The 22,489-nt window shown below is 63.0% G+C and carries 20 protein-coding genes and 1 other RNA gene; 12 read left to right on the top strand and 9 right to left on the bottom strand.

Annotation, left to right across the window (positions count from 1 at the left end):
- Nucleotides 1-7: 7 nt before the first annotated feature.
- The 5 genes from LGH83_RS07755 to ffs all read right to left on the bottom strand — a co-directional run bounded on the left by LGH83_RS07755 (nucleotide 8) and on the right by ffs (nucleotide 3,745).
- Nucleotides 8-550 (bottom strand): PAS domain-containing protein, encoded by a 543-nt coding sequence (locus LGH83_RS07755; protein WP_227401290.1) that lies wholly within the window; start codon nucleotides 548-550, stop codon nucleotides 8-10.
- A gap of 99 nt (nucleotides 551-649) precedes the next feature.
- Nucleotides 650-1,255, bottom strand: a complete 606-nt coding sequence (recR, locus tag LGH83_RS07760; protein ID WP_227401291.1) for a recombination mediator RecR — start codon at nucleotides 1,253-1,255, stop codon at nucleotides 650-652.
- A 13-nt stretch (nucleotides 1,256-1,268) separates the two neighbouring features.
- Nucleotides 1,269-1,592: a YbaB/EbfC family nucleoid-associated protein gene (locus LGH83_RS07765; RefSeq protein ID WP_131118966.1), complete on the bottom strand. Its 324-nt coding sequence runs from the start codon at nucleotides 1,590-1,592 to the stop codon at nucleotides 1,269-1,271.
- Between the two features lie 40 nt (nucleotides 1,593-1,632).
- Entirely contained in the window at nucleotides 1,633-3,561 is a 1,929-nt protein-coding gene (locus LGH83_RS07770; RefSeq protein WP_413771120.1) for a DNA polymerase III subunit gamma/tau, read from the bottom strand.
- A gap of 85 nt (nucleotides 3,562-3,646) precedes the next feature.
- Nucleotides 3,647-3,745: signal recognition particle sRNA small type (ffs, locus tag LGH83_RS07775), an RNA gene on the bottom strand.
- A 155-nt stretch (nucleotides 3,746-3,900) separates the two neighbouring features.
- Between ffs and nudC the strand changes: the two genes are divergently transcribed.
- On the top strand, nucleotides 3,901-4,860 hold the full coding sequence (gene nudC / locus LGH83_RS07780; protein WP_227401292.1) for an NAD(+) diphosphatase: 960 nt from the start codon (nucleotides 3,901-3,903) through the stop codon (nucleotides 4,858-4,860).
- Nucleotides 4,861-4,870: 10 nt separating this feature from the next.
- Here the strand turns inward: nudC and LGH83_RS07785 are convergent, their stop codons facing one another.
- Complete coding sequence (locus LGH83_RS07785; RefSeq protein WP_227401293.1) at nucleotides 4,871-5,731, bottom strand: prephenate dehydratase; 861 nt, start codon at nucleotides 5,729-5,731, stop codon at nucleotides 4,871-4,873.
- Between the two features lie 19 nt (nucleotides 5,732-5,750).
- Nucleotides 5,751-6,488, bottom strand: coding sequence for a 3-deoxy-manno-octulosonate cytidylyltransferase (locus LGH83_RS07790; protein WP_131120065.1), 738 nt, complete (start codon nucleotides 6,486-6,488; stop codon nucleotides 5,751-5,753).
- 276 nt (nucleotides 6,489-6,764) lie between these two features.
- On the opposite strand from LGH83_RS07790, the gene LGH83_RS07795 reads away from it, so the two are divergent.
- From LGH83_RS07795 to LGH83_RS07820, 6 genes are all read left to right on the top strand, one after another.
- The gene (locus tag LGH83_RS07795; RefSeq protein WP_227401294.1) at nucleotides 6,765-7,304 is read left to right on the top strand and encodes a c-type cytochrome; all 540 of its coding nucleotides are present in this window, start codon (nucleotides 6,765-6,767) and stop codon (nucleotides 7,302-7,304) included.
- A 176-nt stretch (nucleotides 7,305-7,480) separates the two neighbouring features.
- A complete protein-coding gene (locus LGH83_RS07800; protein ID WP_227401295.1) occupies nucleotides 7,481-9,388 on the top strand; it encodes an extracellular solute-binding protein in 1,908 nt (635 codons plus the stop codon).
- A 9-nt stretch (nucleotides 9,389-9,397) separates the two neighbouring features.
- Nucleotides 9,398-10,504 (top strand): microcin C ABC transporter permease YejB, encoded by a 1,107-nt coding sequence (locus LGH83_RS07805; RefSeq protein ID WP_227401296.1) that lies wholly within the window; start codon nucleotides 9,398-9,400, stop codon nucleotides 10,502-10,504.
- Nucleotide 10,505: 1 nt separating this feature from the next.
- Entirely contained in the window at nucleotides 10,506-11,693 is a 1,188-nt protein-coding gene (locus LGH83_RS07810; protein ID WP_227401297.1) for an ABC transporter permease, read from the top strand.
- 16 nt (nucleotides 11,694-11,709) lie between these two features.
- Nucleotides 11,710-13,347 carry an ABC transporter ATP-binding protein gene (locus LGH83_RS07815; protein ID WP_227401298.1) on the top strand — a complete coding sequence of 546 codons (1,638 nt, stop codon included), beginning with the start codon at nucleotides 11,710-11,712 and terminating at the stop codon, nucleotides 13,345-13,347.
- On the top strand, nucleotides 13,344-14,558 hold the full coding sequence (locus tag LGH83_RS07820) for a phosphopentomutase (RefSeq protein ID WP_227401299.1): 1,215 nt from the start codon (nucleotides 13,344-13,346) through the stop codon (nucleotides 14,556-14,558). Before LGH83_RS07815 ends, LGH83_RS07820 begins: the two co-directional genes overlap by 4 nt.
- Nucleotides 14,559-14,619: 61 nt before the next feature.
- Here LGH83_RS07820 and LGH83_RS07825 read toward each other — a convergent pair whose 3' ends face one another.
- Together LGH83_RS07825 and LGH83_RS07830 are read right to left on the bottom strand one after the other, a co-directional pair.
- On the bottom strand, nucleotides 14,620-15,084 hold the full coding sequence (locus LGH83_RS07825; RefSeq protein ID WP_227401300.1) for a CVNH domain-containing protein: 465 nt from the start codon (nucleotides 15,082-15,084) through the stop codon (nucleotides 14,620-14,622).
- A 62-nt stretch (nucleotides 15,085-15,146) separates the two neighbouring features.
- Nucleotides 15,147-16,769: a B12-binding domain-containing radical SAM protein gene (locus tag LGH83_RS07830; RefSeq protein WP_227401301.1), complete on the bottom strand. Its 1,623-nt coding sequence runs from the start codon at nucleotides 16,767-16,769 to the stop codon at nucleotides 15,147-15,149.
- 192 nt (nucleotides 16,770-16,961) lie between these two features.
- Here LGH83_RS07830 and upp point away from each other — a divergent pair, with 192 nt between their 5' ends.
- The 5 genes from upp to LGH83_RS07855 all read left to right on the top strand — a co-directional run bounded on the left by upp (nucleotide 16,962) and on the right by LGH83_RS07855 (nucleotide 22,470).
- Nucleotides 16,962-17,603, top strand: coding sequence for a uracil phosphoribosyltransferase (gene upp, locus LGH83_RS07835; protein WP_227401302.1), 642 nt, complete (start codon nucleotides 16,962-16,964; stop codon nucleotides 17,601-17,603).
- A 150-nt stretch (nucleotides 17,604-17,753) separates the two neighbouring features.
- The gene (locus LGH83_RS07840; protein ID WP_227401303.1) at nucleotides 17,754-18,698 is read left to right on the top strand and encodes a sugar-binding protein; all 945 of its coding nucleotides are present in this window, start codon (nucleotides 17,754-17,756) and stop codon (nucleotides 18,696-18,698) included.
- A gap of 99 nt (nucleotides 18,699-18,797) precedes the next feature.
- Nucleotides 18,798-20,303, top strand: coding sequence for a sugar ABC transporter ATP-binding protein (locus LGH83_RS07845; protein WP_227401304.1), 1,506 nt, complete (start codon nucleotides 18,798-18,800; stop codon nucleotides 20,301-20,303).
- Nucleotides 20,304-20,312: 9 nt separating this feature from the next.
- The gene (locus LGH83_RS07850; protein ID WP_131118986.1) at nucleotides 20,313-21,320 is read left to right on the top strand and encodes an ABC transporter permease; all 1,008 of its coding nucleotides are present in this window, start codon (nucleotides 20,313-20,315) and stop codon (nucleotides 21,318-21,320) included.
- A gap of 142 nt (nucleotides 21,321-21,462) precedes the next feature.
- A complete protein-coding gene (locus LGH83_RS07855) occupies nucleotides 21,463-22,470 on the top strand; it encodes a BMP family lipoprotein (RefSeq protein WP_227401305.1) in 1,008 nt (335 codons plus the stop codon).
- Nucleotides 22,471-22,489: the final 19 nt, after the last annotated feature.

The following is a 22,489-nucleotide window of genomic DNA, read 5'->3' on the forward strand; positions in this document are numbered from 1 at the left end:
GGGAGGCTCACGCTGCCGGGATGCGGCGGTTGATGATCGTCATGGCATTGGTGAGAATATCGAGGGTGGACTCGGCCGCCGACGACACCTGCATCAGACGATCGCTCAAGCCACTGAAGTGATGGCTCCCGGTCAGCGCCGCCAATTCATAGGTGGTGTCGCGCACGGACTCCAACACATCGCGCCGACCCGGCCCGGGCAGAAACTCGTCGTCGGCCAATTGCATCATCTCGCAAAGGACGAGATCGCCAGACGGGTCCGTGCTCCGCAACATGCTGCACTGCGCCGCGATCAGCACGCTGCTTCCGTCGCTCTTCAACAAGCGCGTGTGGATCGAATAGGCTTTTTGCGTGAGGAGAAAGCCATCGAACAAGGCTGAGGCCCGCAACAGGTCCTCCCGAGTCAGCCAGTCTTCCCAGCTTTGGCCGATTGTGTTGCCTCGCGTGCGGCCCAGCATCTCGAGGTGGACGTCATTGGCGTATAAAATCTTTTTGCCCAGCGTCGAAATGGTGAAAGCCGAGCGCTCACGAAAACCTGCAAGGTCGAGCATAAATTGTGATCCGATTTCATTACAACTTACAATAGTTCATTCTGGTGACGGTGCAATCGGCGCGAAAGATTTCACGCGGCAAAGAGGCACGATGCTCGGTCAGAAAGCCGTGCGGGATCGCATGGCCGCCGCCAGGGTTCCTTCATCGAGGTAGTCGAGTTCCCCACCGACCGGGACACCATGCGCCAGTCGGGTCACCTTGAGATCGAGGTGAGCCAAGAGATCGGTCACGTAATGGGCCGTGGTTTGACCATCCACGGTTGCGTTCACGGCCAGGATGATTTCGGATAGTCCCGCACCCGACACGCGATCGACGAGGCCAGCGAGGTTGAGATCGTCCGGCCCGACACCATCGAGCGGCGACAGCACCCCCCCGAGCACATGGTAACGGCCGCGCACGACGGCGGCGCGTTCGAGCGCCCAGAGGTCGGCCACCGTCTCGACCACCACCAGCGTGGTCGTATCGCGCCGCACATCACAGCAGATCGTACACGGATCGATCGTGTCGATGTTGCCACAAGCCGAACAGGTCACGATGCGCTCGCGCGCGAGCGCCATCGCATCCGCCAGCGGGCCGAGGAGGTCCTCGCGCTTCCGCATCAAATGTAAGGCGGCTCGACGGGCCGAGCGCGGCCCGAGCCCCGGCAGACGAGCCAGGAGCTGGATCAGGCGCTCGATCTCGGGCCCGGCGACACGATCGGCCATTCTGGAAAGCCGGTTAGAACGGCAGCTTCATGCCGGGCGGCAGGGGAATGCCCGCCGTCACAGCCTTCATCCGCTCTTCGGCGACCCGCTCGGCCTTGCGGCGCGCATCGTCGCTGGCCGTCACGATCAGATCCTCGAGGATCTCACGCTCGTCTTCCTTCATCAGCGAGGGATCGATCGTGATGCTCTTCATCTGGCCCTTGGCGGTTAGCACGAGCCTGACGAGGCCGCCTCCCGACACGCCTTCGACCTGCAACTGCTCAAGTTCGGCCTGGACTTCACCAAGACGCGCCTGCATGGCCTGCGCCTGTTTCATCAAACCCATCACGTCCTTCATGACCCGCTCCTGCTGCGACACCCCAGAATCATCGTCGATCCTAGAGGTCGTCCTCGCTATATCCATCATCCGGGTCGCCCGCGTTCGGGTCCCCCGCATCTGCGTAACCCACTTCGTCGTCGCCCATCACCGGCACCGTCGGTTCGGGTGGCGGCAGATCCGGCTTCATGTCGGTCACATCGACGATGCGGCTCCCTGGAAACAGTTCCATGATCCGGCTGACCACGGGATGCGCTTCCAGAGATTTGCGCCGCGACGCGGTCTCGGCATCCGCCAATTCGCGTAAGGTCGCACCGCCGCCTTCGCGTGCGACCGCCACCATCCAACGAATGCCGGTCCACTCGTTGAGCCGACGCATCACATGGGCCGCAAGCTGTGGAGACGCGCCCGGAACCGTCTCGAACTCGATACTGCCCGGCTCGAAACGAACGATGCGAACGTCCTTCTCGAGCGCCATCTTCAGCTGAATGTCACGGTTGGCAATCGCCAGAGCCACGACATCCTGCAGTGTCTGCGGGAGAACAGGCGGCGGCGCAGGGGCGGCCTGCGGAGCGAGGCTCGCCTGAGGCGGGCTGGCCACCAGTGCGGCCTGCGGCACGGATTGCGGCAGGGCCCCGCCCGAACCGAGCCGCCGCAATCCGCCACCCGACGGCTCCACGGGTGCAACCCCGGACGGCGCGGGCACGCTTGCAACCACGGTTTGTGACGCGACACCGCCAGCCTGAGCGGCGGAGAGGCGCCGGATGACGTCATCCGGCGTCGGCAGATCGGCCGCATAGGCGAGGCGCACCAGCACCATATCGGCGGCCGCCAGCGGTCTTGGCGCATCCTTCACGTCGGCCAAACCCTTGGCCAGCATCTGCCAGGCGCGCGTCAGCACCGGCAAGCTGAGCTTGCAAGCGAAATCGAGCCCGCGAGCGCGCTCCTCGCCCGTCAACGATGAGTCCTTGGCTGCATCGGGCACGAGCTTCAGGCGCGTCACGAGATGGACGAAGTCAGCCAGCGCCGCCAGCATCCCGCCGGGGTCGGCGCCTTCGTCATAGAGCGCCTTCATGCCATCGAGCGCGGTCGCGATGTCCCCCTTCATCACAGCCTCGAACAGATCGATGATGCGGGCCCGGTCGGCGAGGCCGAGCATCACCCGGATCGCGGCCGGGTCGATCGCTCCGTTCGCTCCCCCGCCGCCATGGGCAATGGCCTGGTCGAGCAATGACAGCGCGTCGCGGACGGAGCCCTCGGCCGCACGAGCGATCAGGGCCAGCGCCTCCGGATCGATGCGGACGTCCTCCTTCGCGCAGATGCCGGCCAGATGGCCGATCATGTCGGGCGCCTCGACGCGGCGGAGGTCGAACCGCTGACAGCGCGACCTCACCGTGATCGGCACCTTGTCGATCTCGGTCGTGGCGAACAGAAATTTCACATGTTCGGGCGGCTCCTCAAGCGTCTTCAGCAGCCCGTTGAAGGCCGCCTTGGACAGCATATGAACCTCGTCGATGATGTAGACTTTGGTCCGCGCCATGACGGGGCGATAGCGCGCGCCGTCGATCAATTCGCGGATATCGTCGATGCCGGTATGCGAGGCCGCATCCATCTCGATCACGTCGACATGTCGCGATTCGATGATGGCCTGACAATGTGTGCCGAGCGCCGGCATGACGATGCTGGGCGCGTCGAGAGCGGGCCGATCGGCGGACGCCGGCAAATGGTAGTTCAAAGCTCGCGCCATGATGCGGGCCGTCGTGGTCTTGCCGACGCCGCGCACGCCACAGAGCAGATAGGCCTGGTGGATGCGGTTGAGATCGAAGGCGTTGGACAGGGTTCTGACCATCGCGCTCTGCCCGATCAGATCGTCAAAGCTGGACGGGCGATATTTGCGGGCGAGCACGCGATAGGGCGTCGTCTGGACCGGCGCAGGACGGTCGGAGACGATGCCGGACAGCATTGCGGATGCGGGAGGCGCGTCGCTCATGATCGTCTCGAAAAAGGGGCCGGCACACGATGGCCAGCGGCCCGGGGCGGCAGACGACCTGTCGCGCCAACGCGACGAAAAGCCGAAGTAGGAGGCTGGACGGAAACCCGCTCGGTCTCGTTAGGGCTGCTTCCTTCCGGACCTGACCCGGTTGGCGAGTGAAACGTCAACCGCCAACCTCCCAAGCGCTATTTGGACCATCGAGCCGCGTTCCGCAAGATGGGTCCGGTGCTTCTGCACCACAAGGGATTGCCGGTCCGGCCAATCCAGACGAATGATTTCGCTTCGCGGAAAATCGCCGTAGGAAGGGTGCAACACCCGCCTCCGACGGAATCCGACATGACCGACAGCATCAGAACCACGGCCGCCTTCGGCGCGTCGCTGGGCTTTATTGACAATCCTCTCGACCGGATGTCCGGCCGGCGCGACAACCCCGAGGAGGTCGCGTCTTTCCGCGCCGCTGCGCAGACCGTCAGCCTTGTCCTGGCCGGCGACAGCGTCGTGCTCGGGCACCAGGACTCGCCGTGGTTCGGCCTCGCGGTCGCCGAAGCCTTGGGCTCGGTCCAACACAGCACGTTCTTGGGCGAGCGGAACGGCCAAGCCTATTTCGCCACCGCGCTCATGCCCGACGCGGCCGAACATCTGGCCGAGCGGAGCGACGTCCAGATCATCGATCTCCGGTCGATCGCGACGCGAGGCTTGGTGTCGAACGACGATCTCGGCGCGCTGGCGCAAGCCAAGGCCGTGACGCATTGGCATCGCCAGCATCGGTTCTGCTCGAATTGCGGAACGCCGACGGAGGTGGCCGGGGCCGGATGGCGGCGCGAATGCCCCGCCTGCGGCACGCATCACTTTCCGCGCACCGACCCGGTCGTCATCATGCTGGCGGTCGATGGCGAACGTTGCCTGCTCGGGCGGCAGGCGCGCTTTCCGGAGCGGATGTATTCCTGCCTCGCTGGTTTTCTCGAACCCGGTGAAACCTTCGAGGACGCGGTGCGGCGGGAACTTCACGAGGAGGCCGGGATAACCACCGGCTACGTCGCCTATCTCGGCTCGCAGCCCTGGCCGTTTCCCGCCTCGATCATGCTGGGCTGCGTCGCACAGGCGATCGAAACCGACATCACGATCGACACCACCGAGCTCGAGGATGCGCGCTGGTTCACGCGCGAGGAAACGCGCGCCATGCTGGAGGGACGCCACGAGGGTGGCCTCACCTGCCCGCCTCCCATGGCGATCGCGCATCACATCATGCGGGCTTGGGCGGTCGAAGGCATAACCCCGCGCGCGCCGTCCATCTGACGCCCACTCGCTACGCTTCCGCGCGCCCCTGGCTCACAAGCCGAAACGGATGCGCCGGATAGGTCCCGAGGATGCGGACCTCGCGCGAGAAGAACGACAGCTCCTCGAGCGCCCGCCGCAACGCCGGATCATCCGGATGGCCGTCGACGTCGGACAGAAATTGCGTGGCCGTGAACTCGCCCTCGACCATGTAGCTTTCGAGCTTCGTCATATTGACTGCATTTGTCGCGAAGCCGCCGAGCGCCTTGTAGAGCGCGGCCGGCACGTTGCGGACGCGGAACACGAAAGTGGTGACGACCGGACCATTGCCGGCCGGGGCGACGACCGCCGTCTTCGACAGGATCACGAAGCGCGTCGTATTGTGAGCCTCGTCCTCGACGTCGCTCGCAAGGGTATCGAGTCCGTAGATCTCGGCGGCGAGGCGAGGCGCGAGGGACGCGCGCGTCGAGTCTTTCGCTTCGGCAACCTCGCGCGCCGAACCGGCCGTGTCGCCCGCCACATGAGCCGAGAGCCCGAGCTTGCGGATGATCTTGCGGCATTGGCCGAGCGCATGGATGTGGCTGTGCACGCTCCTTAGCCCCTCCAAGGTCGCACCCTTGAGGCCCAACAATTGGAAGTGGATCGGCAGAAAATACTCGCCAACGATATGCAGGTTGGAGCCCGGCATCAGCGCGTGAATGTCGGCGACCCGGCCCGCGATCGAATTCTCGATCGGGATCATGGCTAGATCGGCACGCCCCTCCGTCACAGCCGTAAAGGCATCCTCGAAGGTGGCGCAAGGAAGCGGCGTCCAGCCTGGATAGACATCCGCGCAAGCGATGTGGGAATTGGCGCCGGGTTCCCCCTGGTAGGCGATGGTCCGGGACGTCACGTCGATTCGTTCCTCATTCCTAGGGGTGCGCCGCCATGATGATGCGGGCGCGTTCGAGATCGGCCGGCGTGTCGATGCCGAGCGGCACGGTGTCGATCACGGCGACATCGATCCGCATCCCGGCCTCGAGCGCCCGCAATTGCTCGAGCTTTTCGCGCAATTCGAGGCTCGATGGCCGCAAGGCGACAAAGCGGCGTAGCGCTTTTCGCCGGTAGGCGTAAAGGCCGATATGGTGCAGCAGCGGCCCAGGCCCGAACGGCGCCGTGACGCGCGTGAAATACAAAGCCCGCAGCAATCCGGGCCCGATCGGGCTTCCGACCACCTTCACGACATTCGGATCGTCGCGCTCTTCTTCCCGCACGATGACGGCCGCCAGGGTCGCGATATCGACCGCAGGGTCGTCGAGCGGCCGCAGTGCGGCCCGAATCGCATCGGCCTCAATGCTGGGTAGATCGCCCTGCACATTGACCACGATATCGTAATGGCGCTCCGCGTCGAACCGCTCGACCGCCTCGTGGATGCGATCCGATCCGGCCGGATGATCCGAGCGTGTGAGCACGACCTCGCCGCCCACGGATCGAACCGCCTCGGCGACGCGGTCATCATCTGTCGCAACCACGACGGGGCCGATATCGGCTTCACGGCCGCGTCGCCAGACATGCACGATCATAGGCTCGCCACCGATATCGGCGAGCGGTTTCCCGGGAAGGCGAGACGAGCCCATCCGGGCCGGGATCAACACGATGGGGTTCGACATGGTGCGGCTCGCATGGGCGTCGGGGCCTTGGAACATGATCGCATCCCGAATGTCGACCATCTTCTGCCCGTCCCCTTGCTTGCCACAGACCCACGACGGCCACGCGTCGAGCGGCAAAAAGTAGCGTGACGACCGCATCAAACGGGTTGCCAAGCTCACGGCAAAAAACGTAATCACAATTTGTCGCAGTCGGCCAACGCCTGCCACAGGTCTACCTGCAACCGGGTCCGCGTCGCGGCCTGGATCGGGTCCGCCACACCGAGGAGCGCATCGACTATGGATTCATTCGAATTCAACAAGATTGCCGGAGCGATCTTGGGAACGTTGATGCTCACCATGGCGCTGGGATTATTCTCCGGTTTCGTCTTCGCGCCGAATGTGCCGGCCAAGCCGGGTTACGACTTGCCGATGGCCGTCGCCGAGGAAGCCGCTCCGGCCGCCGCGGATGCGCCGGCCGTGCCGCTCCCGGTGTTGCTCGCCAAGGCTGACGTTCACAAAGGCGAGACCTTCGCCAAAGTGTGCGGCGCATGCCATAACTTCCCCAAAGGCGCGGGTGCCAAGATCGGGCCGCCGCTCTGGGACGTCGTCGGACGCCCCGTCGCCTCGGTGGTGAATTTCGACTATTCCGATGCGCTGAAGAAGAAGGGTGGCAACTGGACCCTCGCAGACATCAACCAGTTCATCACCAACCCGAAAGCCTATGCGCCCGGCACCAAGATGGGCTTCGCCGGCGAAGCCAATCCCGAAAAGCGGGCCGACATCGTCGACTATCTGCATACGTTGAGCGACAGCCCGCAGCCGCTTCCGGCGCCCTGACACTCAACATCCTCGCCGAATGCGATACCATGGCAGGGTCGGCGACCCTGCTGTTTCGATTCGGGATGGCTTGATCGGCAGACGTGAGCCGTGCATGAGGCCGGAAAAGCGACACAATCCGGATCGCACATCCGCCTGTGACCGCGCCTGCTACCACGCCGCTTCAAGGAGAACCGATGTCGCAAGACGGGCCGATGATGCCAGGATTGACGCGCCGCGCCGCTTTAGCGTTGGGCGGAACGTTGGCGGCCGCGACAGGTTTGCGGAGCCTGCCTTGGGCCGGTTCATCAGTGGCCCAGGCGGCCGACGGTGAAACGGAACAGCATGGCATCTCGATCTTCGGCGAACTTGGCTTGCCGTCGGACTTCAAGTCCTTTGACTATGTCGACCCGAACGCCCCCAAGGGCGGCAGCATTTCGCTGCAGGTCAACGCGACCGGCGGCAACCAGAATTTCGACACGTTCGACACGCTGAACATCTACATCCTGCGCGGCAATGGCGCGGCTGGCATGGGCGCGATTTTCGACACGTTGATGACCGGCAGTCTCGACGAACCGGATGCGCTCTACGGGCTCGTGGCCCGCACGGTGCGATGGTCGGCCGACCGCCTGACCTATCGATTTGTGCTGCGACCCGAAGCGAGGTTCCACGACGGCTCGAAGCTGACAGCGGCCGATGTGGCGTTTTCGCTCAACCTGTTGAAGACCAAGGGCCACCCGGTCATTCGGTCGACGCTGCGTAATCTCGAGGCTGCCGAGGCTGAGGGCGACGACGTCGTCATGGTGCGTCTCAATGCAGCGCATAGCCGCGAATTGCCGCTGATCGTCGCCGGCCAACCGATCTTCTCCAAGGCTTTCTACACAGCCAACTCATTCGAGGAGCCGACGCTCGCTCCTCCGCTCGGTTCGGGTGCCTACACGGTCGGAGCCCTCGAGCAAGGCCGGCACATCAACTTCGATCGGGTCAAGGACTACTGGGCCAAGGACCTGCCCGTGAACGTCGGCCAGAATAACTTCGATACGATCCGCTACGAATATTTTCGCGAGCGGCAGATCGCGTTTGAGGCGTTTAAATCCGGCGTCTTCACGTTCCGCGAGGATGCGACCTCGATCATCTGGGCACAGGGTTACGATTTCCCGGCCGCCAAAGATGGCCGCGTCAAGCGGGAGACGATCCCGGACCAGGGACCACGCGGCGCCCAAGGCTGGTTCCTGAACACCCGTCGCGACAAATTTAAGAATCCGAAAATCCGCGAGGCACTCGGTCTCTGCTTCGATTTCAACTGGACCAACCAGAACATCATGTTCGGCCTGTATCAGCGGACCTGGTCCTATTTTCAGAACACGCCGATGGCCGCGACCGGCAAGCCCGGCCCAGACGAGCTGGCGCTGCTCGACCCGCTGCGCGACAAGCTGTCGCCCGACGTGTTCGAGGATGCCTATATGCCGCCGACCTCGGATGGCTCGGGACAGGACCGCGCGCTGCTCGCGCGGGCCTTCAAAATGCTGCAGGAGGCCGGCTGCAAGCGAGACGGCTCCATCCTCAAGCTCCCCGATGGACAACCCTTCACGATCGAGTTTCTCGACTATAGCCAGGCGCTGGAGCGGCACACGGCCCCGTTCATCAAGAACCTGCGGCTGCTGGGCATCGAGGCCACGTTCCGTCTCGTCGATACGGCCCAATTCCAGAGCCGCACCCAGACATTCGATTTCGACGTGGTGACGCGCAACAATGGCGCCAGTTTCACCCCGGGCGAAGGGCTGCGGGTCGTCTATGGATCGGACGCCGCCAAGACGCCGGGATCGCTCAATCTGACCGGCATCTCCGATCCGATCGTCGATCTCCTGATCGACAAGGCGCTGGTGGCTGCAACCCGCCCAGAGCTCGAGACCATCTGCCGATCGCTGGATCGCGTCCTGCGCGCCGGGCACTATTGGGTGCCGATGTGGAACCTGCCGGCGCATTGGCTCGCCTATTGGGACATCTACGACCGGCCGAAACAGCCGCCGAAATTCGATCCCGGCGTGCTCTCGACCTGGTGGGTCGATCCGGCCAAGGCCGCTCGCGTCAAGCTGCCGGGCTGAGCGCCGACGATGCTGGCCTATATCGCACGGCGGCTCCTGCTGATGATCCCGACCATCTTCGGGATCATGCTGATTTCATTTATCGTGGTGCAGTTCGCGCCCGGCGGCCCCGTCGAGCGCATCATCGCGCAACTGCAAGGGTTCGACTCCGGCGGCAGTGCGCGGCTCGGGGGCGGCCAGGATGTGGGCGCCGCGAGTTCATCGCAGACCGTTGGGGGTGGCGAGAGCGGCGGAAAATATCGCGGCTCCCAGGGCCTCGATCCCAAGTTCATCAAGGACCTCGAAGTCCAGTTCGGCTTCGACAAGCCGGTCTATGAGCGTTTCTGGATTATGATCCGGAATTACGCGACCTTCGATTTCGGCCAGAGCTATTTCGGCCATGCCTCGGTCATGCAACTGATCCGCGAGAAGCTGCCTGTTTCGATCTCGCTCGGGCTGTGGATGACACTGCTGTCCTATGCGATCTCGATTCCGCTGGGCATTTCGAAGGCCGTGCGGGACGGATCGCGCTTGGATGTCTGGACCTCGGCCGTCATCACGGTCGGCTATGCGCTGCCGAGCTTCCTGTTCGCCGTACTGCTCATCATCCTGTTCGCGGGCGGCTCGTTTTACGACCTGTTTCCGTTGCGCGGCCTCACGTCGGACAATTGGGCCGACCTCTCCTGGCCACACAAGATCATGGATTATCTCTGGCACATCACGCTGCCGGTCACCGCCATGACGATCGGCTCTTTCGCGACCGCGACTTTCCTGACCAAGAACTCCTTTCTCGAGGAAATCCGCAAGCAATACGTCCAGACCGCGCGGATGAAGGGCCTCAGCGAGCGCCGCGTGCTCTACGGACACGTGTTCCGCAACGCCATGATGATCGTGGTGGCGGGGTTCCCGGGCGCGTTCGTCAGCGCCTTTTTTACCGGCTCGTTGTTGATCGAGAGCATCTTCTCGCTCGATGGGCTTGGGCTTCTGTCCTACGACTCCATCCTCAACCGAGACTATCCGGTGGTGTTCGCCACGCTGTATATTTTCGCGTTGCTCGGGCTCTTCGTGAACCTGATTTCCGACCTCACCTATGCGTGGATTGATCCCCGCATCGATTTTGAAACTCGTGAGGTCTGACGTGAGCGCCTCCTTCGACGCGACCCTCGACCCCGCCGCCTCGACGCGGGCGCATGCGCCGACGCTCCCCAGCAAGGGTTGGCTGAAGCTCTCGCCCATCAACCGGCGTCGGCTCGACAACTTCCGTGGCAATCGGCGCGGCTATTGGTCCCTCGTCGTCTTCATGGTCATCTTCATCCTGTCGCTGTTTGCGGAATTTATCGCCAACGACCGACCGATCCTTGCGGTCTACAAGGGCGAGGTGCTGATGCCGATCTTCCAGACCTATCCAGAGGAGAAGTTTGGCGGCTTCCTGGCGCAGACGGATTATCGCGACCCAACCATCGCGGACGAAATCCAGGCCCATGGCTGGATGGTGTGGCCGCCGATCCGTTACGCCGACAACACCCACAACCTGTCCCCGCCGACAGCCGTCCCCTCTCCGCCGACCTGGCTCCTGAGCGACGCGCAATGCCGCGCCGCGATTGAGCGTCAGCACGGCACACCGCCGGCGACCTCGCCATGCCGGGCGCTGGAGACGAATTGGCTCGGCACGGACGACCAGAGCCGCGACGTGCTGGCCCGGCTGATCTATGGGTTTCGGATCTCCATCCTGTTCGGCCTGCTTCTGGCCGGCATCTCCTCGGTCATCGGCATCGCGGCCGGGGCGATCCAGGGCTATTTCGGTGGTTGGGTCGATCTCATCTTCCAGCGCTTCATCGAGATCTGGTCCTCGTTGCCTCATCTCTATCTGCTCATCATCATCTCGGCCGTGCTGACGCCGGGCTTTTTCGTGCTGCTCGGCATCCTGCTGTTGTTCTCCTGGGTGAACCTCGTTCACGTCGTGCGGGCCGAGTTTCTGCGCGCCCGCAACTTCGAATATGTGACGGCGGCGCGGGCGCTCGGCCTCTCCGACCGCAAGATCATGCTCAAACACCTGCTGCCGAACGCCATGGTGGCGACGCTAACGTTCCTGCCCTTTGTGCTAAATGGCTCGATCACGACGTTGACGTCGCTCGACTTTCTCGGCTTTGGCCTGCCGCCCGGTTCGCCGTCGCTGGGCGAATTGCTGCTGCAAGGCAAGTCCTACACGCAGGCGCCATGGCTCGGCCTGACGGGCTTCTTCACCATCGCGATCATGCTGTCGCTGCTGATCTTCATCGGCGAGGCCGTGCGCGACGCTTTCGATCCGCGAAAGACCTTCCGGTGATTGACGGTTATGCCGCGTGATTGAACCCCTCCTCGACGTCCGCAATCTATCGATCGGCTTTCGGCAGGGCGGGCGCACGACGCAAGCCGTCGACGGGATCTCGTTTTCGCTCCAGGCCGGGCGCACGCTTGCGCTCGTCGGCGAGTCCGGCTCTGGCAAATCGGTCACGGCTTTGTCGATCGCGCGACTACACGGCGCCTCGGCCGCCGAGATCTCCGGCGAGATCCTGTTCGAGGGCAAAGACCTCCGCACAGCCTCCGAAAGCGAGATGCGCGCGGTGCGCGGGCAAGACATCACCATGGTGTTCCAGGAACCCATGACGTCGCTGAACCCGCTCCATACGATCGAGCGTCAGGTCGGCGAAATTTTGGAGCTGCACGGCGCGCGTGGCTCGGCCAAAATCCGCGAGCGGGTCGTGGCGTTGCTGCAGGATGTCGGCATTCCCGATCCGGCAAGCCGCCTGACCGCTTTCCCGCATCAATTATCGGGCGGTCAGCGGCAGCGCGTCATGATCGCCATGGCGCTCGCCAATCGCCCGAAATTGTTCATCGCGGATGAGCCGACCACCGCGCTCGATGTCACGGTGCAGGCGCAGATCCTCGCCTTGTTGAAGGATCTTCAAGGCCGCCTCGGCATGGCGATGCTGTTCATCACGCATGATCTCGGCATTGTGCGCCGCATCGCCGACGATGTCGCGGTGATGCAGCAAGGCCGCATCGTGGAGGCTGGGCCGGTCGAGCAGGTGTTCCGCGACCCGCAGCACGCCTACACACGCATGTTGCTCGCGGCCGAGCCGAAAGGCGCTCCGCCGCCGGTCGATCTCGCGGCCAAGACGGTCGTGTCGGCGGACGACATCAAGGTCTGGTTTCCGATCAAGCGCGGCTTCCTTCGCAACACCGTCGGCTACGTGAAGGCGGTCGACGGCATCTCGCTGACGATCCGAGAAGGCGAAACCGTCGGCGTCGTCGGCGAATCCGGCTCGGGCAAGACGACGCTCGGCCTCGCGATTTTGCGATTAATCCGATCCGAGGGTCGGATCGCCTATCTCGGCTCTCGGATCGATGGGCTGGATCGCCAAGCCATGCGGCCGCTGCGACGGGATATTCAGGTGGTGTTCCAGGATCCTTACGGATCGCTGTCGCCGCGATTATCGGTCGCCGAAATCGTCGAGGAGGGTCTGCTGATCCAGAACAGCGCCCTCAGCTATGCGGCGCGCCGCGATATCGTGGCGCAGGCACTGGCCGACACAGGTCTCGACCCCGCCTCCATGGATCGCTACCCGCATGAATTTTCCGGTGGCCAGCGCCAGCGCATCGCGATCGCGCGCGCCATGGTGCTGAATCCCAAATTCGTGGTGCTGGACGAGCCGACCTCGGCGCTCGATATGTCGGTCCAGGCGCAGATCGTCGATCTGCTGCGGGATTTACAGCGGAAACGCGGGCTCGCCTATCTGTTCATCAGCCACGATCTCAAAGTCGTCAGAGCTTTGGCGGCCGAGATTATTGTGATGCGTCAGGGCCGGATCGTCGAAGCTGGTCCCGCCGTGAATATCTTCCGCGACCCGCAAACAGACTATACCAAAGCGCTGTTCGCGGCCGCATTTCGCGTCGATGCCGCGCCGGTCGGCGTCGTGTCACAGGACAGCGGCGGGTGAAACGCGCCATCATCATCGTTCTGGATTCGGTGGGCTGCGGCAGCGCTCCCGACGCGGCCGACTATGGCGACGCGGGCGCGGACACGCTTGGCCACCTGGCGGAGGCCTGCGCGGTCGGGCGTGGCGACCGCGCTGGTCTGCGGTCTGGACCACTCACGCTACCGAATCTCTGCGCCCTCGGAATAGGATCGGCCGCCGAAGCGGCGTCAGGCCGCCTGCCGCCCGGCCTGACCCGTGCCGGGCCAGAGGCCTCCTGGGGCTATGGCATCGAACGCTCCGCCGGCAAGGACACGCCATCCGGCCATTGGGAAATCGCCGGGACGCCGGTCCCGGTCGCCTGGGGTTATTTCCCCAGGACGGAGCCATGCTTTCCCACTACGCTGATCACGAGCCTCATCGAGCAAGCCGGATTGCCCGGCATCCTCGGCAATCGTCATGCGTCGGGGACGACCATTATCGAGGCTCTTGGGGCGGAGCACATCCGCACCGGCCGCCCCATTTGCTATACTTCGATCGATAGCGTGTTTCAGATCGCGGCACATGAAGACGCGTTCGGGCTGGAGCGGCTTTACGAGCTTTGCGTCATCGCGCGGCGCTTATGCGATCCGCTGACGATCGGCCGCGTCATCGCGAGGCCATTCCTGGGGACCGCGCCGAGCGACTTCCGCCGCACCTCGAACCGTCGCGATTTCGCGGTGCCGCCGCCGCCCGGAACAATCTTCGCTCGCGCCGATGCGGCGGGTCTTCCGATCGTCAGCATCGGTAAAACGGCCGACATCTTTGCGCATTCGCACACGGGCGAGGCCCGCAAAGGCAAGACGAACGACGGCAATGTCAATCTGGTGATCGACGCGCTTCGCTCGCAGGATGGTGGCCTGATCTTCGCCAATCTCGTCGATTTCGACAGCGACTATGGCCATCGTCGCGACAGTCCCGGCTATGCGGCCTGTCTCGAATCATTCGATGCGCGACTGCCCGACATCCTCGCGGCACTTCGCTCCGACGATCTCTTGATCGTGACAGCGGACCACGGCAACGATCCGACGTGGGCGGGGACGGATCACACGCGAGAGGTCGTGCCGATCCTATCTCGATCCGGCGCCTCTGGTGCTCTGATGATTGGCCGACGCGACACGCTGGCCGATATCGGAGCCAGCGTGATGGCACATCTTGGCCTCGAGCCGACACCCTCGGGGCTGTCTTGGCTTTAAAGCTCTTAATTGACCGCTCTCAAGAGAACATCCCGTATTTGACCCGGGATATTCTCAACCCTCATTCGTCGTCGGGTTGATAGTAGCGCCGCGGGCGGCGAGGTGCATAATCGTCGTCGTTCGGGCCCGGCTGACCGTAGCCGTAACCCTGCGGTTGCCCGTAACCACCACGACCCGGCTGCACATAGTCCGAATCTTGGTTACGACGGCGCCCGCCGCCATCATAGCCGCCGTCGTTGCCGTTGTCGCCGTTGTTTCTCGACCGACCACCCGGGGCAGCGGAGCCCTGAACATTGCCGCAGGCTAGACGTCCGTAGGAGTTGGCGACGCCTTGGCCACGGCAGCGACCAAGATCCAGTGTCGAACGCACCGTGCCGCCACCTGGCACCTTGCAATCCGCCGTGAGTGAATTGCCGTCTTGCTGCACGTTACGGCAGGACTGCTGATAGCTGCCCGACACCTGAGCCGATGCGCCGCCGAGCGGCAGAAGGCACAAGACCGGTAAGGCCAACCAAAGTTTCGTCATGCGTCCACCTGCGTTTGACTAAGAAGTCTAGCTTGAACGCCGCAATACACGAATTCGTTCGATCAGGCTGATCTCTGCAGTTCGTTCACCGAAACAGACGAGGCATTCGCCGCCTCTTTGGCGCTCGCCTTCGCGGCATAGAAGGAGGCGTTATGCTCGCCGCGCAGCGCTTCTCGCGTGAAGCGGATCAGGTGATGGCAGACGAAACCCATGTTGAAGATCGCTTCGATCTGCCCCTTCTTGGCCGCATGCCAAGCCGAGCGCCAGAACTCGCCCCGATAGTCGGATTTAACGCCGATCTGCCAAATGATGTTCTTGCCCATGATGAAAGCACGACGCAGGTTCGAGCGGGTGAGCTTGCCGCGCGCCGGCGTCTTCATCCGGTTCCCGTAAGTGTGATCCATCTGATAGCGGAACCGCGCGAAGATGTTTTCAGGCGCATAGGCATGCGCGATGGCCCGACGCCAGCTCGCCACTACTTCATCATGAGGCCGAAGGAAGCGGACATTCGACTCGAGCGACGGATCGTTGACGAGCCGATTTTCTTTCGTGAGCCGATCCCATAACGGCGTCTTGGGCAGTGCCTGAAGAAGATTGATGGTCAGCACCGGAACGGCTGACCGGTCGACGAATTCCTTGAGGAGGTTCTCGGACGCGTCGGTCTCCGTATCGAGCCCGAGAATGATGCCGGAGGTCACCTCCAGCCCATAATCGTTCAAGGTCTTGATCGCGCCCATCATGGGAACGGCGTTGTTGTGATCTTTGGCGATCGACTTGAGCGCATCGAGTTCGGGCGTCTCGATCCCGACGAAAACGGTGAAGAACCCCGCCTCACGCATCAACTCGAGAATATCGGTCTGCTTGGCGATGTTCAGCGTCGCTTCGCAGGCAAATTGCAACGGATAGGCATGTTTCTTCTGCCATGCGACGAGATGCGGTAGCATATCCTTCGTGGCCTTACGATTGCCGATAAAATTGTCGTCGACAAAATAGATCACGGCCGGATGCGACGGCTGCGCAATGAAGGCGTCGAGTTCCGCCAATAACTGCTCGACCGACTTCAGCCGAGGCTGCCGTCCGTAGAGAGCCGGGATGTCGCAAAACTCGCATCGATACGGGCAACCGCTCGAAAATTGCAGCGATCCGAGCAAGTATTTCTTAAGCGGCAGCGCCGAATAGGACGGCAGCGGAAAGTCACTGAGCGGTGTCCGATCCTTGGTCTCGAGCACGATCTGAGAGGCCGGCGGCGTCACATCCGCGTCGAGGATCTCGACCAAGCGGTCGGTGGCGTCGCCGAGTTCGCCGATGTGCAGATAGTCGAAATAAGCGTATTTTTCGGGTGCGGCCGAGGCCGATGAGCCACCGAGCGCCGTGACCTTGCCGTGTTGCTTGGCGCGCTCATGGATGTCGCGGATCTGCGGCTCCTGCACATGCATGCCGCTGACGAACACCGCGTCGGCCCATGCGAAATCCTCATCAGCGGCGGCGCGAAGATTTTCGTCGATGAACCGCATCGACCAGCGTTCCGGCAGGTAGGCCGCGATGACCAGGAGCCCTTGGGGCGGCATGAACGCCTGGACGTTCATCAAAGAATAGGCACCCGAGAACGTGCCGAAGGAAGGAGTATAAGCCGGGAAAACGCACAAAATGCGCCTCTCGCGGGTCACAGGGACGGTGCAGCGCAAACGGTCACTCCTTCGACGCGGCGTGGCGTATGTTGATTTTGCACAGAATACCACGAAACGGGTGAATTGTTGCGCCGCCGCGCCCACAATCGAACTTGTCGCGGTGGGCCTGAGGGTCGATACACCCTCTCAACAGGGGAACGCGCGAGCCGCCCGTCGCAGCAATCCAGGTCGAGTTTCGAGGAGTTGAAAATGCCAGGCGTTCCCGAAGGCGTGCACGTCGTCGACCATCCGCTCGTTCAGCATAAGCTGACGCTGATGCGGACGGTCTCGCGCTCGACCAAAGGCTTTCGGCAATTGCTGAACGAGATCGGCATGCTGCTCTGCTACGAAGTGACGCGCGATCTGCCGGTCGAGTATGTCGACGTCGAAACGCCGATCACGACCATGAAAGCCCCGATGATCGCGGGCAAGAAACTGGTCTTCGCGCCGATTCTGCGGGCGGGCGTCGGCTTTCTCGACGGGATGCTCGACCTCGTCCCCTCGGCCCGCGTGGCCCATATCGGCCTCTATCGTGACCCCGAAACCCTGCAGGCCGTCGAATATTACTTCAAGGCGCCGACCGATCTTGCCGAGCGTCTGACCATCATCATGGACCCGATGCTGGCGACCGCCAATTCGGCCACGGCCGCGATCGAACGTCTGAAGGCGCGCGGCGCGAAGGACATCCGCTTCGTGTGCCTGCTGGCGGCGCCCGAGGGGATCGCAAAGCTCCGCGCCGAACATCCGGACGTGTTGATCTGGACGGCCGCGATCGACAGTCACCTCAACGACCACGGCTATATCGTGCCGGGACTTGGCGATGCCGGCGACCGCATGTTCGGCACGCGCTAGACATCACCAGCGGCGCCGATCGCGAGCAATTCCTCAACCCAAGGTCGAAATCGACATGGCTGGTATGCGCCGAGGCTAGCCAAGCGTCTCGGACGTGCTAATAGTAAGATGATCGGCGAAAGATCGATCATCAACTTGGTGGGAGGAACTATGCGAAACCTCGTCCTCGCGGGTGTTGCGGCCGCGTTGCTTTGCTCGACGGCGCAGGCCGCGGACAAAAAAGCTCTTGTGTTCGTCGTGAACGGCGCTTCCGATTTTTGGAAGTCGGCCGAGGCGGGCGTCAAGAAGGCGCAAGCGGAACTGCCGAACTATACGCTCTCGCTCAAATATCCGGAGCAATCCTCCGCCGCCATCCAGAACCGTCTGCTCGACGATCTCCTGGCCAATGGCACCGCCGGCATCATGGTCAGCGCGGTCGACCCCAAGACCCAGACCGAGGAACTCAACAAGGTCGCAAGCCAGTCCGTGCTGTTCACGACCGATAGCGACGCGCCCTCCACCAAGCGCATTGCTTATATCGGGTCGAGCAACGTCGAGGCCGGCAAGCAGGCTGGCGAGTTGATGAAGAAGGCGTTGCCGAACGGCGGCAAGTGCATGGGCTTCGTGGGTCTGCCCGGCGCCGATAATGCGCGTGAGCGCGTTGAAGGCATCAAGGCCGGCATCGCGGGCACCAAGATCACGATGGTGGACGTACGCGCCGACGATATCGATCAGGCGCGCGCCAAGCGCAATGTCGAGGATACGTTGACCGCCAACCCAGACATCAACTGCATGGTGGGCATCTATTCCTACAACACGCCGCAGATCTACCAGGCGTTGAAAGAGGGCGGCAAGCTCGGTCAGATCACCGTCATCGGCTTCGACGAAGATCCGATCACGCTCGGCGGCGTCAAGGAAGGCACGATCGCCGGCACCGTCGTGCAGCAGCCCTACGAGTGGGGCTATCAGGGCATGAAGGATATGGCCAAGGTCATCGAGGGAGACTCCTCCGTCGTGCCAGCCGGAAAGCTGATGATCATCCCGACCAAGCTCATCGAGAAAGACAATGTCGATGCGTTCTGGGCGGAACTGAAGCAGCGCCAAGGCCGCAAGTAAGCGCGTCACCCGTGGGTTGACACGGGGATCGTTCCTCTGGGCTGCCGACGTTGCGACGTGGGTGGTCCGGAGGGGCGCTTCAAGGACCGTAGGACACCGATGCCCGAGCCTCTGCTGCAACTCCTGAACGTCAGCAAGACCTATCCCGGCGTTCGCGCCCTCAAGGATGTCAGCTTCCACATCGATCCCGGCGAAGTAGTCGGTTTGATCGGCGAGAACGGGGCGGGCAAGAGCACGCTGATGAAGATCCTCGGCGGCGTCGTCGAGCCGAGCGCCGGTACCATCAGGGTCGAGGGCCGCGATCACGCCGCCATGACGGTCAGCCAGTCGCTCGCCTCCGGCATTGCCTTTGTGCATCAGGAACTCAACCTGTTCGACAACCTCGATGCAGCCGCCAACGTCTTCATCGGGCGAGAGCCGCGTTACGGCGGCCCGCTGCGCCTGATCGATCGTCGAGCCTTGCACAAAGCCGTGACGCCGCTTTTGAAGCGGCTCGGTTGCGATTTCGCGGCCGACACGCCTGTCGCGGACCTGTCACTGGCGCAATGCCAGATGCTCGAAATCGTGAAAGCGCTGTCGCTCGAGGCGCGCGTCATCATCATGGACGAGCCGACGTCGAGCCTGACCATGACCGAGACCAACAAGCTGCTGGAGGTCGTGACCGACCTCAAGGCCAGCGGGGTCGCCGTCATCTTCATTTCGCATCGCCTCAATGAGATCGAGCGCTGCGCCGACCGTGTGGTCGTGCTGCGCGACGGCGAGGTGGTGGGCACGTTGCAGCGGGGCGCCATTCGTCACGACACCATGATTCGCATGATGATCGGGCGGGACCTCAAGACGCTCTACACGCCGCCCGCCGGTGCGCCTGGCAATGCGGTCGTCCAACTTGTCGGGCTGACGACCCCCGCCTATCCGGGCCGTCCCGTCACGCTCGATTTCAGAGCTGGCGAAATCCTCGGTCTCGGCGGCCTTGTCGGAGCCGGCCGCACCGAACTCGCTCGGGTCGTCTTCGGCATCGATCCGCCCGGCGCGGGCGCCATCCGCATGGCCGGACAAGCGATCAAAATCCGGTCTCCGCGCGACGCGATCGACCGTGGCATCTATCTGGTGCCGGAGGACCGTAAGAAGTCCGGCCTGATCCTCGAGGATTCGATCACCGAGAACATCTCGCTCGCGAGCCTCTTGCGGTTCTCCCGCGCCACGCTCGTGAGCGGCGCGGCGGAACAGCGCAACGCGGAGGCGCAATCGCGCTCGCTCCGCATCAAGACCCCCACGGTCGCGACGCGGGCCGGCTCGCTGTCGGGCGGCAACCAGCAAAAAGTGGTGCTCGGCAAGTGGCTGTCGATGCAGCCGAAACTGATGATCTTCGACGAGCCGACGCGTGGCATCGACGTCGGATCGAAGAGCGAGATCTATGCGCTCATGCGAAAGCTTGCCGATAGTGGCGTCGCGATCTTGATGATCTCCAGCGACATGGAGGAGGTCATCGGGGTCAGCGATCGGGTCGCCGTCATGCACGAAGGCGCGATCGCCGGCGTCCTCGGCCGCGATCAGCTCAGCGAACAAAACCTCATGCAACTCGCGGTCGGCAACGCGCTCAACTGAGACCCAATCATGCTCAAGAAAGATCTCGGTCTCCTCATCCTCATCCTCGTGGTGGGTGCCGTCGTGGCCTTCATCAACCCACGCTTCATCTCGCCCATCAACCTGTCCAACACCGCAAATCTGATCGGCCTCTACGGCTTATTCTCGATCGGCGAAGGTTTCGTGATCATCACGGGCGGCATCGATCTCTCGATCGGTTCCGTCTTCGCCCTATTCGGGGTGGTGTTCATCACGCTGCTGACGAGCTACGGCATGAACTGGGTCTTGGCCGTGGTGCTGATGATCGCGGCGGGCGCGCTGCTCGGTCTGTTCCACGGCTTTCTCATCACGCGGATGCGGCTACAACCCTTCGTCGTCACGCTTTGCGGCCTGCTGATCTACCGGGGCGTCGCGCGCTATTATACCGACGACGGAACAGCGGGTTTCGACTTCGGCCAGAGCTTCCCGACCCTGGAATGGCTGACCACGGGCCGCGTCTATGGTGTGCCCAACAGCTTCACGGTCTTCGTCATTCTGGCGCTCGTCATGGCCGTCGTGCTGCATCGCTCCGTCTTCGGCCGTTATCTCTTCGCGGTCGGCAAGAACGAGGAAGCCGCGCGCTATTCGGGCATCAACACACGCGCCGTGATTGTCGCCGCCTATGTGATCTGCAGCGCCTTGGCGGGACTCTCGTCGATCTATTTCGCCATGTATACGCGGTCGATTTCGCCCGCCAGCCACGGCAATTTCTACGAACTCTATGGCATTGCGGCGGCGGTGCTGGGCGGCTGCTCGCTGCGTGGCGGCGAAGGCTCGATCCTCGGCATCGCGCTCGGTGCGGTTCTGCTCCAGATCCTTCAGAATCTCGTCAATCTGCTCGGTATTCCATCATCGCTGAATTTTGCCGTCATGGGGACCGTGATCCTGATCGGCGTATTGGCGGATGGGCAGTTGGAGCGGTTTCGCCGGTTCCGGGCCAGCAAGCCCGCCGCGCCGGTCGCGGCCGCGCCGCAGCCGCAATTGGGTCACGAGGGGTAGTGACCTCCTGCCGATCCATCAGGCGGGAAGGGGCATAAATCCTGCTTGGCCGGGAGCGGTGGGTCATGCCATGTTGCCCCCGTACGGGAGCCGACTATCGCATCGGCGGCCTGGGATGAGTTTATCTGAGGAGCGTTGATCGATGATGGTTCGGACTGCCCTGCAATCGCTTCTCCTTGGTGCCGGTCTCACCGCGCTCGTGGCAGCCTCCGCGCTGGCGGCCGACGTCAAGCCGGCGATCGTCTATGATCTCGGCGGCAAGTTCGACAAATCCTTCAACGAAGGCGTGTTGCACGGAGCCGAGCGTTTCAAGCAAGAAACCGGCATCGACTTCCGCGATTTCGAAATCACCAACGATGCGCAGCGCGAGCAGGCTCTCCGCCGCTTTGCGCGTGACGGCTTCAACCCGATCGTCGCGGTCGGCTTCAGCCAGGAAAGCGCCGTCGAGAAGGTCGCGGCCGAGTTCCCGAAATCGAAGTTTGCGATCATCGACTCGGTGGTCAAATTGCCGAATGTCCAATCGATCGTGTTCAAGGAGCAGGAAGGCTCGTTCATCGTCGGGCTTCTGGCCGCCAAGGCCTCGAAGACCGGCAAAGTCGGCTTCGTGGGCGGCATGGATATTCCGCTGATCCGTCGCTTCGCCTGCGGCTACGTGCAGGGCGTGAAATATGCCAACCCGCAAGCCGAAGTGTTCCAGAATATGACCGGTACGACCGGCGATGCCTGGAAAGATCCGGTCAAGGGTGGCGAACTCGCCAAGTCGCAGATCGATCGTGGCGCTGACGTCGTCTATCACGCGGCCGGCGGCACCGGCGTCGGCGTGCTCCGGGCGGCGGCGGACGCCGGCAAACTCGGCATCGGCGTCGATTCTGACCAGGATGGCTTGTTCCCCGGCAAAGTACTGACCTCGATGCTGAAGCGCGTCGACAATGCCACCTACAAGACCTTCATGGACGCCAAAGCGGGCACGTGGGCTCCCGGCATTCAGGCTCTGGGCCTCAAGGAGAATGGCGTCGGCTATTCGGAGGACGAATATAACAAGGCGTTGATCTCGGCCGACATGAAGACCGCCGCATCGGCAGCGTCCGCCGACATCATCTCGGGCAAGATCGAGGTGCACGACTATATGGCCGATTCGAAGTGCCCCTGAACCGGGGTCTCGGTCGTCC

Source organism: Lichenihabitans sp. PAMC28606, assembly GCF_020616535.1.
Taxonomy (GTDB): Bacteria; Pseudomonadota; Alphaproteobacteria; order Rhizobiales; family Beijerinckiaceae; genus Lichenihabitans; species Lichenihabitans psoromatis.